This window comes from Micromonospora sp. CA-259024 (assembly GCF_050936255.1).
GTDB lineage: Bacteria > Actinomycetota > Actinomycetes > Mycobacteriales > Micromonosporaceae > Micromonospora.
This window is the reverse complement of sequence record NZ_JBNJND010000002.1, coordinates 849,695-866,774: the sequence shown is the minus strand read 5'-3', so window position 1 is coordinate 866,774 and position 17,080 is coordinate 849,695. Positions and strand designations below refer to the sequence as shown.

Genomic DNA, 17,080 nt, shown 5'->3' with positions numbered 1-17,080 from the left:
GGCGGTCTGCGGCTCCGACGGCGGGTGAGCCAGCCAGGCCGGGTGGATCACCTCGGTGCTCGGCGCCTCCGGTGTCGGTCCCGACGATGGGGGAGCGTCCCAGGTGGAGCGTTCGGCCTCCCACGCCGGCAGGGCCGCGCCGGAGGTCGGCGCGGCGGCCCCGGAAACCGGCGCGGTCGCGCCGGAGACCGGCGCGACGGCCTCGGTGGCGGCGGCCTCGGTGGTCGGCTCCGGTCGGCCCGACCGACCGGAGCGCAGCGCGCCGACCAGCCCGAAGACCCCGATCAGAATGAGCGCGCTGGCCAGGAACCAGCCGACCGGCGGCAGCGCGAGCCCGAGCAGTTGGGCGAGCAGCCACCAGGCGGACAGCGCCAAAAACACGAGCCCAAAGGCGAACGACACCAGATCTGTGCGGTGAGCCTTCATCGGGTCACCTCCAGGTTGCCGGCATTGACATGGATGTATAGGCGCAGGGTTCCGCCGCCGGGCCCGTCCGCCCCGACGTCGGTGAACTCCCGCAGGCGGCCGTCCAGCCCGCCGGACCGGCTGCCGAAGATGGTGGCGTCACCCGCGTTGACGTCGGCCACCGTGGTGACGTCCACGTTCGGCGGTACGACCACGGTCGCCTGGCCGAAGTTGACGGCGACGGTCACCTGGCTGTCCCGTTTCGCGAAGTCGATCCCGCGGAGGTCGAGCACGGCGTCACCGAAGCTGTTCTCATACCGGTCGGCGAGGTCGCGATGGTCGGTTGGCGCCCAGGTCACCGCGCCGTCGACCCCCCGGATCCGGTCGTAGGACTCGGCGACCGTCGCCGTGCCCAGCGCCGCCGCGGTCACCAGGCCAAGCGCGATGAGCCAGCGGGCCCGGCCGAACCAGGTGCCGACCAGCAGCCCCAGCCCGATCGTGGCCAACGCGGCCGCGAAGTACGCCGAGGCGCTGACGGCGAAGACGTCCAGCAGGTCGAGCAGAGCGACCACACCGAGGACCAGGAAGATCAGCGAGAAGGTCACCGCGCCGAGCGGCGAACGCTCCCGGGGCCGCTTCGGCGGCTTCGGTGGCTTGGGCGGGGGGTACGCGGGCGGGGCCGGTGAGGCGTACGGGCCGTGCGGCGCGAACGGGGGGCGGTATCCCGACGGTGGCGTGGCGGCCGGATAACCGGAGGGAGCAGCGGGTGCGCCGGTGATGGGCGCAGCCGGCCAGCCAGCGCTTGCTGTGCCCGTGGTCGGCCAGCCCGTGGCTGGTGCCGGCCAGCCGGCCTGGACAGTCGTCGTGCCGGCCGGTTGCCCGGAGACCGGGCCCATCCCGGACATGGGCTGCGTCGTGGCGGTCGGCTGCGGACCGCCGGTCGGCTGCGCGTCGTACGCCGGGGCGGTGACGGTGGGCGCTTCCCCCGTCGTCGCGATGGGGTACGTCGGATCGCCACCGACCATCGGTCCCGTCGCCAGCGGGCCGGTCGATGGCGCCGCGCCGTACGACGGCGCAGGCCAGGCCACCGGTGGGACCGGACCGGGCGGAGTGCCGGGCGGCCCGGACGGCGCCGGCGGCCCACCCGGGGTGCCGGGCTGCGGATTGCGGCTGCCCCGGTTGAGCAGCAGCGCGCCGGCGACCAGGATGGCCGCGCCGAGCAGCACCGCACGGAAGGCGTCGGTGACGATGTAGGCGAAGCTGGCCGCGACCAGGATGCTCAGGACGATCACGGTCACCGGCGACATGCTGGAGCGACCGCGCCCGAGCATGGACTCGATCGGGGACGCGGTGTCGCCCTCGTTCGGAATGATCAGCCAGGCGGCGACGTACACCAGGATGCCGATGCCCCCGAAGAACCCGAGCACCGCGAGCAGCACCCGCCAGAGCACCGGATCGGTGTTGGTGGCTCGTCCGATCGCCGCACAGACGCCGGCCAGGTACCGCCCCTCGCGCGGCCGGACCAGCCCGTACCGGGAGGTGAAACCGGTGCCGCCCAGCGGTGGTGGTGGCGCGGACGGACCGGGCGTGCCCCCGGGCCCGTAGCCGGTGCCGGCCGCGAACCCCGCGCCGGCGCCGTGGCCCGCGGCGGACGGCCCGTAGCCACCGGCCGGATCGCCTGCGGCGGTGGCGGCGGCCGGGCCGAAGCCACGGTGCGGACCGAACGTGGTGGGCTCGGTCCATCCGGCGGGCGTCGCGGCTGGTGAGGGCGGTGATGAACCGCCCGGCTGTGCCGACCCCGGTCGGGGTGGCGGGGCAGCTTCCTCGGTCATGCTTCGATCCTGCTGCCAGGTGAACCCGAGCGACCTCAGGACCCGACCCTGACCCCACCCTGAGATCCGGCGGCAGGAATGTCGGGGGCGTCCCCGTGGTCGTGGACGCCGCAGCGTGTGACGATCGGATCACCGACCTCGGCCAGCCCGCCACCGCGACCAGGGAGCCTCCGATCAGCACCGTGACTCCGCCCCCGCGCCTGTACCGCGCCCCCGAGCACCGGATGGCCGCCGGCGTCGCCGCCGGCATCGCCGACCATCTCGGCATCTCGGTGCTGCGGGTGCGCGTCGCGTTCATGGTGCTGCTCGGGCTGAGCGGGCTCGGCCTGCTGCTCTACGCGGCGTTCTGGGCGGTGGTGCCTCTGCGGCCCGGTGACACCGCGGTGCCGCCCCGGCGTGACGTGGCCCAACTCCTGCCGTTCGTGGGGATCGGGCTCGGTGTCCTGCTGATCCAGGTGATGGTCTTCGACTCGGTCGGTGCGGCGGGCACCGCCGGCTGGCTGGTCGCCATCATCGCGGTCGGCGCCGGGGTCATCTGGCACCAGTCCGCGCCCGAGCGGCGCCGGCAGTGGGGTGACGCGATGCCGGTGCCCTGGCTCGGCGCGGTCGTCGAGGAGAGCGACCGGCGGGCTTTCGTGCTCCGGTTCATCGGCGGGGGAGTGCTGGTCGCGGTCGGCATCATCGGCGTCGCGGCCGTCTACTCGCCAGCGCAGAACTTCGACGCGGTGATCAACGGCGTGATCTTCGCGCTGGTGGGGCTGGCGGGGGTCGGTGTGGTCGCCGCGCCGGTGCTCTGGCGGACGTACAGCCAGCTCCGCTCGGAGCGCGAGGGACGCATCCGTGAGCAGGAGCGGGCCGAGTTGGCCGCGATGGTGCACGACCAGGTGCTCCACACGTTGGCGCTGATCCAGCGCAACGCCAGCGACGTCAAGGCGGTGCAGCGGCTGGCCCGAGGGCAGGAGCGTTCCCTGCGCAACTGGCTCTACAAGCCGACCGCTTCGCCGAGCGAGCGCTTGGCCGCCGCGCTGGAGCAGGCCGCCGCCGAGGTCGAGGACACGTACGCGATCACCGTGGAGGCGGTGGTGGTCGGGGACCGGGAGACCGACGAGAAGGTCGGCGCGCTGGTCGCCGCCGCGCGGGAGGCGCTGGTGAACGCGGCCCGGCACGCCGGGGTGCAGACCGTGTCGCTCTACGCCGAGGTGGAGCCCGATCAGGTCAGCGTCTTCGTCCGGGACCGGGGGAAGGGCTTCGATCCGGATACCGTGGAGGACCACCGGCACGGCGTACGTGGCTCGATCATCGGGCGGATGAAGCGGCACGGCGGACGGGCCGAAATCCGGTCCGGCCCGGGGGAGGGGACCGAGGTCCGGCTGATCCTGCCGATCTCCCGGGACTCGTCCGCAGCGGAGAGGAACAGATGACCATGGCCGAGCAGTCGACCGAGCACCTCGACCCGGCGGATGCCCGCCCCGAGCGGCTGCGGGTGTTCCTCGTGGACGATCACGCCATGTTCCGCGCCGGGGTGCGCGCGGAGTTGGGCGCCCACGTCGAGGTGGTGGGCGAAGCGAGCACGGTGGCCGAGGCGGTGACCCGGATCGCCGCCGTCGGCCCGGACGTGGTGCTGCTCGACGTGCACATGCCCGACGGCGGCGGACGCGCGGTGCTGGAGGCGATGCGGCGCAGCCACCCGCAGGTCAGGTTCCTGGCGCTGAGCGTTTCCGACGCGGCGGAGGACGTGATCGGGCTGATCCGTGCCGGTGCCCGGGGGTATGTCACCAAGACCATCTCCCCGGACGAGCTGGCCGCGGCGATCCGCCGCGTGGCCGACGGTGACGCGGTGTTCAGCCCACGGCTCGCCGGGTTCGTGCTGGATGCCTTCGCGGCCCGACCGGACGCCCCGGTGGCCGATCCCGAACTGGACCAGCTCACCAACCGCGAGCGCGAGGTGCTGCGGCTGCTGGCCCGGGGGTACGCGTACAAGGAGATCGCCAAGGAGCTGTTCATCTCCATCAAGACGGTGGAGACGCACGTGTCGAACGTGCTGCGCAAGCTCCAGATGTCCAACCGCTACGAGCTCTCCCGCTGGGCGGCGGATCGCCGGCTGGTGTGACGTTGTGTCGCCACCGGCGAGGCGCAGGCGCCACCGGCGAGGGATCAGACGAACGATCTCGGCGCCCTCGTCCACCCAGTCGGTGATCATGCCCGTGCGGCCGTAGTCGACCTCGTCCGGATGGGTGGAAATGTCGACCGGTGGCGGACGTCCCACCGCACTCTCGTGCGCCCGGGGAGTGCGTCGGGCTTGAGGCCGGGCTCAGGCCGGATGTTCGGGTGACCCACGTATTTCCTGCTCAATGCTGCCCACACCGACCGTTTTATGATCATTTTTCAAGTATCGGCAACGTGGCGGGCAACTAACGGCTTGATAACGGCACCTTCACGGAAGCGGCCAGTGGGTGTCACAGTGGCAGCACCTCACCATCGGTGTGTGGCACTCCGTATGACCCATGACCCATGACCCTGCCGATCGCGGCGGTTCGTGGCTGTGTCGTCTGCGTCGTGTCGCGCCTCGTTGGAGGGGGAGCCCGGCGGATCGGAACATCAGGGGTGTCCCCAACTTCCCTGTGGTCCCGGCGACCCGCGCCCCGGGGTGGTCGGGCGGTGTCACCCCCAAACGTGCGTGAAACCCACGACGGAACCTGGTTAGAAAGAGGAGGCCCCTCGGAATGAGAGTCTCGAAGCGGGCGACGAGCGCGATCGCGCTCAGCGCGGCTGCCGTGCTTGTCGCGAGCGGTTGCTCGAGCGGTGACGGCGACGGCGACACTGCCGCCAGCAAGGACGGTTCGATTCTTGTTCACGGCGTCCAGCCGGAGAACCCGCTGGTCCCGTCGAACACCACGGAGACCGGCGGCGGCAAGGTCGTCGACTGGCTGTGGACCGGCCTGGTCGAGTACCCGAACGACGGTGGGGCCCCGCGCAACGCTCTGGCGGAGTCCATCAACACCACGGACTCCAAGGTCTTCACCATCAAGATCAAGAAGGGTACCAAGTTCCACGACGGTACCGAGGTGAAGGCGAAGAACTTCGTCGACGCCTGGAACTGGGCCGCCTACTCGCCGAACGGCGCGCAGAACGGCAGCTTCTTCGCGGACATCGCGGGCTTCGACAAGACCTACACCTCGGACCCGGATGGTCCGGACGGCCCGCAGAAGGCTCCGGAGCCGTCGGCCAAGGAGCTGTCCGGCCTGAAGGTCGTCGACGAGCAGACCTTCGAGGTCACGCTGGCGGCCCCGACGGCGGTCTTCCCGACCAAGCTCGGCTACAGCGCGTTCATGCCGCTTCCGGACGCCTTCTTCACCATGAAGCCCGAGGAGTTCGGCAAGAAGCCGATCGGCAACGGCCCGGTGAAGTTCGTGTCGTGGGAGGACAACGTCCTCATCAAGCTGACGCGCTTCGACGACTACAACCTGCGCGACAAGATGAAGATCAAGGACGTCGACGTCAAGCTCTACCAGGACGAGACGGCCGCCTACGCCGACCTGCTGGCGAACAACCTCGACTTCATGGAGGTTGTCCCCACCTCGGCGCTCGCCGGTGACAAGTGGAAGACCGACCTCGGTGACCGGGGCCTGTCGACCGTCACCCCGACGACCGCGCTGATCGCGTTCCCGACCTACGACAAGCGCTTCCAGAACCCGAAGCTGCGTCGCGCCGTGTCGCTGTCGATCAACCGGCAGGAGATCTCGGACAAGATCTTCTTCGGCACCCGTAAGCCGGCCGACAGCTGGGCGAACCCGCTGACCCCGGGCGCCAAGCCGGGCAACTGCACCGCCTGCAAGTTCGACCCGACCACGGCCAAGCAGCTGCTGACCGAGGCCGGCGGCTTCACCGGTGAGATGGTCTTCTACTACAACGCCGACTCCAGCCACAAGGACTGGATGGACGCCGTTGCGCAGCAGGTCAAGACCAACCTGGGCATCAACGCTCGGGCCGAGGGCGTGCCGACCTTCGCGGTCTTCCGCCAGAACGTCAACGCCCACAAGATGACCGGTCCGTACCGTGCCGCCTGGCAGCAGGACTACCCGGACGTCGAGAACTGGGTCAACCCGCTCTACGTCACCGGTGGCTCCTCGAACGACGGCCTCTACAGCAACCCCGAGGTCGACGCCCTGGCGAAGCAGGCCAGCGGTGCGCCGAGCCTGGAGGCCTCGCACGAGGGCTTCGCCAAGGCCATCGAGAAGGTCGACCAGGACGTTCCGAGCATCCCGGTCTACTTCTACGGTCAGCAGTCGGGCCACTCGGAGAAGATCAAGAAGCTCGAGCTGAACAACGTCGGCGAGATCGACATCACCTCGGTCGAGCTCTGATCCGAACGGTCTGACCCCGGGTCGGGCTCGCCACATCCGGTGAGCCCGACCCGGGGCCGTTCCGCGAGTGGGTGTTACAACACTCCACTCGCAACGTTGTCACCACCGTGTCGGCCGTCCGACGCGCCCCCTGTCTGGAGGACCACCCCATGGGCCGTTATCTGTTGAGACGGCTGCTCCAACTCGTGCCGGTCTTCATCGGTACGACGTTCCTGATCTACTGGCTCGTCTGGGCCGTCCCGGGCGATCCGTTCGCCGGCAAGTGCGGCGAGCGTCGCTGCCCGGACCAGTACATCGCCTTCATGACCGAGAAGTACCACCTCGACCAGAACGTCTTCGTGCAGTACGCCAACTACATGAAGAACCTGCTCCAGGGTGACTTCGGTCAGACGTTCTCGCAGCGCGAGATCGGCGACATCATCGCGACGGCGTACCCGAACACGCTGAAGCTGGCCCTGGTGGCGCTCGCCATCGAGGCGGTGATCGGCCTCGGCGCCGGCGTGCTGACCGGTCTGCGCCGCAACGGCTTCCTGGACAACCTGGTCCTGGTCTCCACGCTCTTCCTGATCGCGCTGCCGGTCTTCGTCGTCGGCTTCGTGCTTCAGTGGCTGCTGGGCGTGCAGTGGGGCATCGTCAAGCCGACCGTCTCCTCCGAGATGCGGTGGTCTGAACTGATCGTGCCCGGCTTCGTGCTCGGCAGTGCGTCAGTGGCCTACATCGCCCGGGTGGCACGGACGAGCATCGCGGAGAACCGCCGCGCCGACTATGTGCGCACCGCGATCGCCAAGGGTCTGCCGATGCGCCGGGTGGTGGGCGTGCACCTGCTGCGTAACTCGCTCATCCCGGTGGTCACCCTGCTCGGCACCGACCTTGGTGCCCTGATGGGCGGCGCGATCGTCACCGAGGGGATCTTCGGCATCAACGGGATCGGCCGTGCGGTGTACCGCGCGATCGTGACCAAGGAAAGCGCCACCGTGGTGGGCATCGTGGTCGTCCTGGTGTTGGTCTATCTCGTGATGAACCTGCTGGTTGACCTGCTCTACGCCGCCCTGGACCCGAGGATCCGTTATGAGTGACCCGAGCACCGCATCGATCGTCAGCACCCCTGGCGCGCACCCCACCGACTCCGCCGCTCCCGCCACCGCGGGCCAGCCGCAGAGCAACGAGAAGCCGCGCGGCCTGCTCGGCGACGCCTGGCGGGACCTTCGGCGCAAGCCGTTGTTCTGGATATCGGCCACCCTGATCGTGATCTTCCTGCTGATGGCGGCCTTCCCAGCGCTGTTCGCCCCGGGTGACGCGGTCAACGGATCGCTGTCCCGCAGCCTCAACAAGCCGTCCGCCGATGGCTGGTTCGGCTACGACGTGCAGGGTCGCGACGTCTACGCCCGGGTCATCTACGGTGCGCGGGCGTCCGTCATCGTCGCCGTGCTCTCCGTGATCGGCACCCTGCTCGTCGGCGGAGCCATGGGCATCATCTCCGGCTACCGTGGTGGCTGGGTGGACGGGCTACTGAGCCGGATCGCCGACGTCTTCTTCGGCCTGCCGTTCGTGCTCGGCGCGATCGTCATCCTGACCACGTTCAACGGCTCGGGCGCCGGCAACAGCAAGGCTCAGATCATGGGCTTGGTGATCGTCTCGCTGATCGTGCTGAGCTGGCCGGTCGTGATGCGCCTCATGCGTTCCTCGGTGCTCGCCACCAAGGAGGCCGACTACATCGTGGCGGCCCGCGCCCTGGGTGCCGGCACCGGCCGGATCATCCTCAAGCACCTGCTGCCGAACTGCCTGGCCCCGCTGCTGGTCTACGGCACGATCATGGTCGGCTCGTTCATCGGCGCCGAGGCCACCCTGTCGTTCCTGGGCGTCGGCCTGAAGTCGCCGGTGGTGTCCTGGGGCATCATGATCAGCGACGGTAAGGATTTCATCCGGGTCGCGCCAGGGCTGGTCTTCTTCCCCGCCGCGTTCCTCGTCACTGCAGTGCTGAGCTTCGTGATGCTCGGTGAGGCGGTCCGCGAGGCCCTCGATCCGAAACTCCGCTAGGGGAGATCCAGTGTCCGACATTCTCGTTTCCGAGCAGTCCGCGCCGGGATCCGGCGGGTCCGGACGTCCCTCCGGCCGGCTGCTCGAGGTCGACGACCTGCGGGTGGAGTTCCGCACCCGGGACGGCGTCGCAAAGGTCATCAACGGGGTCACGTACCACGTCGACGCGGGGGAGACCCTCGCCGTGCTCGGCGAGTCCGGCTCCGGTAAGAGCGTCACGGCGCAGACCATCATGGGCATCCTCGACACGCCGCCGGGCTTCGTCACCGGTGGTCAGGTCCGCTTCCACGGCAAGGACATGCTCGGCATGTCCGACGAGGAGCGGCGCCGCATCCGCGGCGAGGGCATCGCGATGATCTTCCAGGACGCGCTCTCCGCGCTGAACCCCGTCTTCACCATCGGGTTCCAGATCGCCGAGCAGTTCCGGGTCCGGCGGGGCATGGGTCGCGCCGAGGCCAAGAAGCGCGCGATCGACATGCTCGACCAGGTCAAGATCCCGAACGCCAAGGGCCGGTTCAACAACTACCCGCACCAGTTCTCCGGTGGTATGCGGCAGCGCGCGATGATCGCGATGTCGCTGGCGCTCGACCCGGAGGTGCTGATCGCGGACGAGCCGACCACCGCGCTCGACGTGACCGTGCAGGCCCAGATCATGGACCTGCTCGCCGAGCTCCAGCGTGAGCGGCAGATGGGCATGATCCTGATCACCCACGACCTCGGTGTGGTCGCCGACGTCGCGGACCGGATCGCGGTCATGTACGCGGGCCGGATCGTCGAGGAAGCCGACGTGTACGACCTGTACGCCAAGCCGGCGCACCCGTACACCATGGGTCTGATCGACTCGATCCCGCGGATGGACGAGAAGGGGCAGCAGCTCCGGACCATCAAGGGCCTCCCGCCGAACCTGATGAACATCCCGCCGGGCTGCCCGTTCAACCCGCGCTGCCCCATGGCTCAGCCGGTGTGCCGGGAGAAGGTCCCGCCGCTGCTGCAGGTGGGCAACGCCCGGGCCAGCGCCTGCCACTTCGCCGAGGAGCTGGTGAACCGTGTCTGAGAACATCCTCGAGGTCCGTGACCTGGTCAAGCACTACCCCGTCACGCAGGGTGTGGTGTTCAAGAAGACCGTCGGTCAGGTCAAGGCGGTCGACGGGGTCTCGTTCGGTCTGCGCGCCGGTGAGACGCTCGGCGTGGTCGGTGAGTCCGGCTGCGGCAAGTCGACCCTCGCCCGGGTGCTGATGAACCTGGAGAAGCCGACCGCCGGCAGCGTCGTCTACAAGGGCCAGGACATCTCCAAGCTGTCCGGTGGTGCGCTGCGGCGCCTGCGCCGGCAGATCCAGCTGGTCATGCAGGACCCGTACACCTCGCTGAACCCGCGGATGACCGTCGGTGACCTGCTCGGTGAGCCGTTCGAGATCCACCCTGAGGTCGCGCCGAAGGGCAGCCGTCGGGCCAAGGTCCGGGAGCTGCTCGACCTGGTCGGGCTGAACCCGGAGCACATCAACCGGTACCCGCACCAGTTCTCCGGCGGTCAGCGTCAGCGCATCGGCATCGCCCGTGCCCTCGCGCTTCGGCCCGAGATCATCGTCTGCGACGAGCCGGTGTCGGCGCTGGACGTCTCCATCCAGGCCCAGGTGATGAACCTGCTGGAGCAGTTGCAGGGCGAGTTCGGGCTCTCGTACGTCTTCATCGCCCACGACCTGTCGGTGGTCCGGCACCTGTCGGACCGGGTCGCGGTGATGTACCTCGGCAAGATCGTCGAGATCGGCACCGAGGACGAGATCTACGAGCGGCCGACCCACCCGTACACCCAGGCTCTGCTCTCCGCGGTGCCGGTCCCGGACCCGACGCAGCGGAACAACAAGACGATCATCCGGCTCACGGGTGACGTTCCGTCGCCGATCAGCCCGCCCTCGGGCTGCCGGTTCCGGACCCGCTGCTGGAAGGCGCAGGACGTCTGCGCCGAGCAGGTCCCGCTGCTGGAGACCCGGCGGGATTCGGACCACCCGAGCGCCTGCCACTTCGCCGAGCGGCGCGAGATCGTCGCCACTCACGAGGCCTGAGTCACGTCACCGGAACCGCCTGCCGACGTCACCACGACGACGGCAGGCGGTTTCGTCTGTCCGTGACCCGGATCGGGCCGCTCCCGCCCCGAATGGCCGGCGGGCATCTCGGGGTCGCCCCGGTAGCCAACCGCCCGCCGGTGCGGCGCACAGCGGCCCGGGTGGCACAGCGGGCCGTGCGACTCAGCGGCCCGGGCGTCCGACCGTGGAGCCGAGGCCCGTGCGGGCCGCGCGGCTACAGCGGGCCGCGGCCCGCACGGAGCAGCAGCAGTGCCAACTGAGTGCCGTCGGCGCCGAGCGCGACCCGGAAGCGCTCCAGGATGTCCCGTTCCCGGGAGAGCACCAGGCGTGTACCGCCGGAGGCCATCCGGGTCGCGCCGACCTCCTGGGACAGTGCGGCCCGCTCCTGCCAGAGCGTGATCAGCGCCTGGTCGATCTCGTCGATCCGTTCCCTGATCTGCACGATCCGTGCGGCGGCGGTCGGCTCCTCGGTGCCGGTCCGAGCCCCGTCCGGCCCAGGGTTCTCGACCGCCTGCGACACGGGCACCGCCGGCTCGCTCGCGTTCGCCGCGGACTGCTCAGCCTCCGGTCGGTTCGGGCCGCCGCTCTGCTGCATCACGTCTGTCATCATCGGGTACCTCTCGCACTGTGGTGCCCGGTGCCCGGAACCCGGGACGGAAAAAGCCCCGGACTCCAGGAGCCCGGGGCTTTCGTAGGTCTGAATCGATCAGGCGCGACCTACGGCAGCCGGACTCCCGGTGCCGTAGTAAAAGTAGTAGCGCTGAGCGAACACGCCGTCGAGTATGCCCACGTGGGCGCCGGGTGCGCAAGGATTCAGCCTGACCAAGGAGACCTTTTCCACGCCCGGGAGCGGGGATGGCGGTAGCGCGCGGTCGGGAAGTGTCTGGCCGGCGGCATAGACTTGTCGGGCGATGCATCCTCTCTTCGACATCCCCGCGTCCCCGCCTGCGCCGGAGTCCGCGCCGGCCCGCCCGCACCGACCCGGGCCGGCCGCTGCCCGACTCGATCCGCAGCAGCTGCTCGCCGGGCTGAACGGGCCACAGCGCGACGCGGTCAGTCACGCCGGCTCGCCGCTGCTGATCGTGGCCGGCGCCGGGTCCGGCAAGACCCGGGTGCTCACGCACCGGATCGCCTACCTGCTCGCCGCACGGGACGTCCATCCCGGGGAGATCATCGCGATCACCTTCACCAACAAGGCCGCCGGCGAGATGAAGGAGCGCGTCGCCGCGCTGGTGGGGCCCCGAGCCCGCCTGATGTGGGTGTCGACGTTCCACTCCGCCTGTGTCCGGATCCTGCGCGCCGAGCACCAGCACGCAGGCCTCAAGTCGACGTTCTCGATCTACGACGCGGACGACTCCCGCCGGCTGATGCAGCTGGTCACCCGCGAGCTCGATCTCGACCCGAAGCGCTACCCGGCGCGCGGGCTGGCCGCCCAGGTCTCCAACCTCAAGAACGAGCTGGTCGACCCGGAGCAGTTCGCGGCGCGGGCCACGGGGCCCAACGAGCGGGCGCTGGCCGAGGCGTACACGCTCTACCAGCGCCGGCTGCGTGAGGCGCACGCGCTCGACTTCGACGACCTGATCATGACCACGGTGCACCTGCTCCAGTCCCACCCGCACGTCGCGGAGAGCTACCGCCGGCGGTTCCGGCACGTGCTGGTGGACGAATACCAGGACACCAACCACGCCCAGTACGTCCTGATCAAGGAGCTGGTCTCCGGCACCGACGGGCTGGAGCCCGCCGAGCTGTGCGTGGTCGGCGACGCCGACCAGTCGATCTACGCGTTCCGGGGTGCGACGATCCGCAACATCCTGGAGTTCGAACGGGACTTCACCGACGCGCGGACGATCCTGCTGGAGCAGAACTACCGCTCCACCCAGACCATCCTCAACGCGGCCAACGCGGTGATCGACCGGAACACCTCCCGCAAGCCCAAGCGGCTGTGGAGCGAGGCCGGCGCCGGCGAGCGGATCGTCGGCTACGTGGCCGACACCGAGCACGCCGAGGCCGACTGGGTGGCCCGGGAGATCGACCGGTTGGTCGACGCCGACGAGACCCGCCCCGGCGACGTCGCGGTCTTCTACCGCACCAACGCCCAGTCCCGCGTCTTCGAAGAGGTGTTCATCCGCGTCGGCCTGCCCTACAAGGTGGTCGGCGGGGTGCGCTTCTACGAGCGCAAGGAGGTCCGCGACGCACTCGCGTACCTGCGTTCGGTGGTCAACGACGACGACACGGTGAGCCTGCGGCGGGTGCTCAACACCCCCCGCCGGGGGATCGGCGACCGTGCGGAGGCGTGTGTCGAGGCGCTCTCCAGCCGGGACCGGATCTCGTTCGGCGCGGCGCTGCGCCGGGCCCGGGAGGCGCCAGGCATCTCCAGCCGGGCGGCCAACGGCATCGCCGACTTCGTGGCGCTGCTCGACGGCGCCCGGGAGCTGGCCGAGACCGGCACCCCGGAGGAGGTGTTGGAGGCGCTGCTGACCCGCTCGGGCTACCTCACCGAGCTGGAGGAGAGCCTGGACCCGCAGGACGCGGGCCGCGTGGACAACCTCCAGGAGCTGGTCAGCGTCGCCCGGGAGTACACCGAGCGGATCGAGGCGCTGGGCGAGGAGGGGGAGCGGGCCACCCTGGCCGGTTTCCTGGAGCAGGTGGCGCTGGTCGCCGACGCCGACCAGATCCCGTCCGACGACCCCGACCACCAGGGCGTGGTCACGCTGATGACGTTGCACACCGCCAAGGGGCTGGAGTTCCCGGTGGTCTTCCTGACCGGGCTGGAGGACGGCGTCTTCCCGCACCTGCGCTCACTGGGCGACACCCGCGAGTTGGAGGAGGAGCGCCGGCTGGCGTACGTCGGCATCACCCGGGCCCGGCAGCGGCTCTACCTCTCCCGGGCGGTGACCCGCTCGGCCTGGGGGCAGCCGTCCTACAACCCGCCGTCGCGTTTCCTGGAGGAGCTGCCGTCGGAGTTGGTGCACTGGGAGCGCACCGAAGGGTCGTACACCTCGTGGGCCGGCGGGGGCGGCGGCGTCGGCGGTCGTGCCGACCGCGCACCCGGCGGTCGGGGCACCTTCACCGGGGGCACGCCGAAGGCGGCGCAACTGGCCCAGCGGCTCGGCGTGGACGCCAGCCGGCTGACCACGGCCAGCGAGTTGCCGCAGGGGCCGAAGGTGTCCGCCGGCGACCGGGTCAATCACCAGCGGTACGGGCTGGGGCGGGTGCTCGCCGTCGAGGGGCACGGCCCGGGCGCCCGTGCGCAGATCGACTTCGGCGACCAGACCATGTGGCTGGTGCTCCGGCACGCCCCGGTCGACAAGCTCTGACACCGCCGGTCCGGGTGGCTTCCGCCGCCCGCCAGCGGGCTGATGTACGAAGAGAGTGGCCTCCGGCAGTACGGAGGCCACTCTCTTCGTTGACGTCGCGCGGATCAAGCGGAATACGCGGATCGACAGACGCGCCGGCTCAGCAGCCCAGATCCACGCCACGTGCCCGCATGAACGGGGCCGGGTCGATCTGGTTCCACATGCCCTGGTGCACCTCGAAGTGCAGGTGCGGGCCGGTGGCGTCGCCGGTGGCGCCCTCGTAGCCGATGACCTGGCCGGCCTTGACCTTCTGACCGACCGTCACCGCGATGCGGCTCTGGTGGGCGTAGTGGGTCAGGTACCCGTTGCCGTGGTCGATGAAGACGGAGTTGCCGTACCCGTCGGAGGCGTCACCGGCCTGGGTCACGGTGCCGGCGGCGGCGGCGCGGATCGGCGTACCGGAGGGCAGCGCCAGGTCGATACCGGCGTGCAGGGTGCCCCAGCGCGGCCCGTAGCAGGAGGTGACCGCGGCGCCCGGCATCGGGTCGACCCAGGCGGGCGCGGGCTTGGTGGTCTTCGTGGGCTTCGGCTTGGCCTTCGCGGTGGCCGTCTTCGTCGGTGTCGGGCTGGCGCTGGCCGCCGACGGGCTCGGCGTCGGGCTGGCCGCGGGGACGACCGGAGCGCTCGACTCGCGGGCGGAGCGGTCCGCCCGACTGGCGTCCTCGGCCCGGGACTGCGCGTCGAAGGAGACGGCGGCGGGTGCCGGGCGGTCGGTGCCGGTGGCGGCGACGGCGGCACCACCGAGGCCGAGAGCGACCAGGGCGGCGGCGCCGAGCACGATGAGGCGGTTCCGCCGGCCGGCGCGCTGCGGCTGCTCGGTCTGGGCGGCGTCGGGGGTGTTCTCGTTCTGGACGGGGCTGTCTTCCTGCACGGCGGACCTTCACAGTCGAGGGGCACTTGACCTCGAAATACTGGGGTCGGGCCGAGCCGGGGCCGGTACGGGGACCGCGTGGCCCGGCGCTGCGGGGTGGGCCACGTGCCCGGATATGACCCGCTGTGCGGCGCTACATCCGGAAAAGTGATCATGCGGTCTGGTGTCGCCGGTCACAATCCCCGGTGTGACCCGGCAGACATCGGCCGGAACCGCGCAACGAAAAACCGCCCGGATCGACAGATCCGGGCGGTCAACGGTCGGTACGCAGCGTCAGGAGGCCGCTACCTCGCTGTAAATTGCCTCGACTTGCAGCTTGATGTCCACTCCGCGCTCCTGGAGGAAGGGCACCGGGTCGATCGGCTTGCCCTTGACATGGATCTCCAGGTGCAGGTGGGTGCCGTAGGCGTGGCCGGTCTGGCCCACCAGGCCGAGCTGGTCGCCCGCCTTGACCTGCTGGCCTTCCTTGACGCTCACCGCGGAGGAGTGGCCGTAGATGGCCTCACTGCCGTCGGCGTGCTGAACGATCACGGCGTTGCCGTACCCGCCGAACCAGCCGGCCTTGGTGACCAGCCCGTCGTGGATCGCCACATAGGGCGTGCCCTCGCCGGCGACCAGGTCCACGCCGGTGTGCATCTTGCCCCAGCGCATCCCGTACGGGGAGTTGAAGTCGTAGCCCTGCAGCGGCAGCAGCCAGACCTCGGGCTCGGCGCTGTCCTTGGTGCGGCTGTCCCGGGAGGCCCGGTCGGCGTTGTCCGCGCGGGCCGCGACGTCCTGGCTGGTGACCGACGCCTGCTTGAGCTCGTCGAGCACCGTCGGGCTGACGTCCTTGGCGTCCGGCAGGGCGCTCGCACCGAGTGCGACGATGCCCGCCCCGACGAACGCGGTGGTGACCACAGCGGCGTAACGGCTACGCGGTGGGGTGGGTACGCGGCGGCGACCGCGATATCGATCGGGCTCAGACGACAGGCGCTGGCGCACGCACACCCTCCGTTGTCGGGGTTCCGAAGCGGCCGGTGGACGTTCGTGAAGCTCGAATGAACGTCCGCTGACCGCGTCGTCACCCGTCCATGGACCTGATGACAACCGTGGACACGTTAGCCAACCACCAGGCGAGTCACAAGCTAGACCGCGAAATTGGCGTGTCGATGTGTCCGTTTGCGTCCATGATTGTCATGCATCGAGACGCCGAACGGTGCCCTCGTTGCTGCCCGTTCGTCGCCGAGCGTGACCGGTCCGGCGGAGTCGTCCGGCTTGACTGCGGGCAGTGCCTCGGGGCGCTACCGGAGCCTCGGCAGGCATCCCCGGGCTGCCCGGCGTGTCGTACGGCGGTGCTCGGTGGCCGCGCGGGGTTGACTGGCGGTGGAACCAGGTTCCCGGCCCGGATTTCCCGGGCTGGCTCCGGCGGGTTACCGTTCGTTCAGGTGAAGGCCGTGGAGCCGGTGAAAGGTGTGCGCTGATGAGCTCTCGTATTCGGGTCGTCGTCGCCAAGCCCGGCCTGGACGGCCACGACCGGGGCGCGAAGGTGGTCGCGCGCGCCCTGCGGGATGCCGGTATGGAGGTCGTCTACACCGGCCTGCACCAGACTCCCGAGCAGATCGTCGAGACCGCCATCCAGGAGGACGCCGACGCGGTCGGCCTGTCCGTCCTCTCCGGGGCGCACATGACGCTCTTCCGCCGGGTGCTGGAACTGCTCGGTGAGCGGGACGCCCGCGACATCGTCGTGTTCGGTGGCGGCATCATTCCGAACGGCGACATTCCCGAGTTGGAAAAGCTGGGCGTCGCGAAGATCTTCACGCCGGGCGCCACGACTCAGGCGATTGTCGAGTGGGTCCGACAGAACGTCGCGCAGCCGGTTTCCTGAGGCACGCCGCGAAGGTTTCGCCGGGCAGGCCGCGACGGGTCGGCAACCGGGCCTGGGCACGGGGGAGGGGCCGGACGCACCCCTCACACGTCCGGCCCCTCTATGCACGATGCCCCGCCGCCACCCCTCGACCGACAGGGCATCGGCCGTCTCCCGTCATCGCGCTGTTCAGCGCTCCGACACCTGACTCAACGACGCCCCCACCAGCGGGTTACGCACCCCGGGCAACATCGCCCGGACGGTGGATGCCGCCCGTGTCCTGGACGGAAT

13 protein-coding genes and 1 pseudogene are annotated in these 17,080 nt (G+C 70.1%); 9 read left to right on the top strand and 5 right to left on the bottom strand.

Going from position 1 to position 17,080, the window contains the following annotated elements; genetic code table 11:
- Positions 1 to 177: 177 nt before the first annotated feature.
- Positions 178 to 426: pseudogene (locus ACQEUX_RS23340) on the bottom strand (hypothetical protein); the annotation flags it as partial.
- Positions 423 to 2,237 (bottom strand): PspC domain-containing protein, encoded by a 1,815-nt coding sequence (locus ACQEUX_RS23335; protein ID WP_433052150.1) that lies wholly within the window; start codon positions 2,235 to 2,237, stop codon positions 423 to 425. The pseudogene ACQEUX_RS23340 and the gene ACQEUX_RS23335, both read right to left, overlap by 4 nt.
- A gap of 182 nt (positions 2,238 to 2,419) precedes the next feature.
- Here ACQEUX_RS23335 and ACQEUX_RS23330 point away from each other — a divergent pair, with 182 nt between their 5' ends.
- The 7 genes from ACQEUX_RS23330 to ACQEUX_RS23300 all read left to right on the top strand — a co-directional run bounded on the left by ACQEUX_RS23330 (position 2,420) and on the right by ACQEUX_RS23300 (position 10,698).
- Positions 2,420 to 3,658 carry a PspC domain-containing protein gene (locus ACQEUX_RS23330; protein ID WP_433052147.1) on the top strand — a complete coding sequence of 413 codons (1,239 nt, stop codon included), beginning with the start codon at positions 2,420 to 2,422 and terminating at the stop codon, positions 3,656 to 3,658.
- Between the two features lie 2 nt (positions 3,659 to 3,660).
- A complete protein-coding gene (locus ACQEUX_RS23325) occupies positions 3,661 to 4,347 on the top strand; it encodes a response regulator (RefSeq protein ID WP_433057085.1) in 687 nt (228 codons plus the stop codon).
- A 613-nt stretch (positions 4,348 to 4,960) separates the two neighbouring features.
- Positions 4,961 to 6,601 carry a peptide ABC transporter substrate-binding protein gene (locus ACQEUX_RS23320; protein ID WP_433052144.1) on the top strand — a complete coding sequence of 547 codons (1,641 nt, stop codon included), beginning with the start codon at positions 4,961 to 4,963 and terminating at the stop codon, positions 6,599 to 6,601.
- A gap of 149 nt (positions 6,602 to 6,750) precedes the next feature.
- A complete protein-coding gene (locus ACQEUX_RS23315) occupies positions 6,751 to 7,677 on the top strand; it encodes an ABC transporter permease (protein WP_088950152.1) in 927 nt (308 codons plus the stop codon).
- Positions 7,670 to 8,638 (top strand): ABC transporter permease, encoded by a 969-nt coding sequence (locus tag ACQEUX_RS23310; RefSeq protein ID WP_433052140.1) that lies wholly within the window; start codon positions 7,670 to 7,672, stop codon positions 8,636 to 8,638. The genes ACQEUX_RS23315 and ACQEUX_RS23310 overlap by 8 nt, the downstream gene beginning before the upstream one ends.
- A gap of 10 nt (positions 8,639 to 8,648) precedes the next feature.
- Positions 8,649 to 9,692, top strand: coding sequence for an ABC transporter ATP-binding protein (locus tag ACQEUX_RS23305; protein ID WP_433052137.1), 1,044 nt, complete (start codon positions 8,649 to 8,651; stop codon positions 9,690 to 9,692).
- On the top strand, positions 9,685 to 10,698 hold the full coding sequence (locus ACQEUX_RS23300) for an ABC transporter ATP-binding protein (RefSeq protein ID WP_433052134.1): 1,014 nt from the start codon (positions 9,685 to 9,687) through the stop codon (positions 10,696 to 10,698). The genes ACQEUX_RS23305 and ACQEUX_RS23300 overlap by 8 nt, the downstream gene beginning before the upstream one ends.
- 235 nt (positions 10,699 to 10,933) lie before the next feature.
- Here ACQEUX_RS23300 and ACQEUX_RS23295 read toward each other — a convergent pair whose 3' ends face one another.
- Positions 10,934 to 11,329 (bottom strand): chorismate mutase, encoded by a 396-nt coding sequence (locus ACQEUX_RS23295; RefSeq protein ID WP_433052131.1) that lies wholly within the window; start codon positions 11,327 to 11,329, stop codon positions 10,934 to 10,936.
- Between the two features lie 301 nt (positions 11,330 to 11,630).
- Here ACQEUX_RS23295 and pcrA point away from each other — a divergent pair, with 301 nt between their 5' ends.
- A complete protein-coding gene (pcrA, locus tag ACQEUX_RS23290) occupies positions 11,631 to 14,036 on the top strand; it encodes a DNA helicase PcrA (protein ID WP_433052128.1) in 2,406 nt (801 codons plus the stop codon).
- 139 nt (positions 14,037 to 14,175) lie between these two features.
- Here the strand turns inward: pcrA and ACQEUX_RS23285 are convergent, their stop codons facing one another.
- On the bottom strand, positions 14,176 to 14,946 hold the full coding sequence (locus ACQEUX_RS23285) for a M23 family metallopeptidase (protein ID WP_433052125.1): 771 nt from the start codon (positions 14,944 to 14,946) through the stop codon (positions 14,176 to 14,178).
- Between the two features lie 273 nt (positions 14,947 to 15,219).
- Complete coding sequence (locus ACQEUX_RS23280) at positions 15,220 to 15,927, bottom strand: M23 family metallopeptidase (protein WP_433052122.1); 708 nt, start codon at positions 15,925 to 15,927, stop codon at positions 15,220 to 15,222.
- A 478-nt stretch (positions 15,928 to 16,405) separates the two neighbouring features.
- Between ACQEUX_RS23280 and ACQEUX_RS23275 the strand changes: the two genes are divergently transcribed.
- Complete coding sequence (locus tag ACQEUX_RS23275; RefSeq protein WP_030491849.1) at positions 16,406 to 16,810, top strand: cobalamin B12-binding domain-containing protein; 405 nt, start codon at positions 16,406 to 16,408, stop codon at positions 16,808 to 16,810.
- Positions 16,811 to 17,080 lie beyond the last annotated feature (270 nt).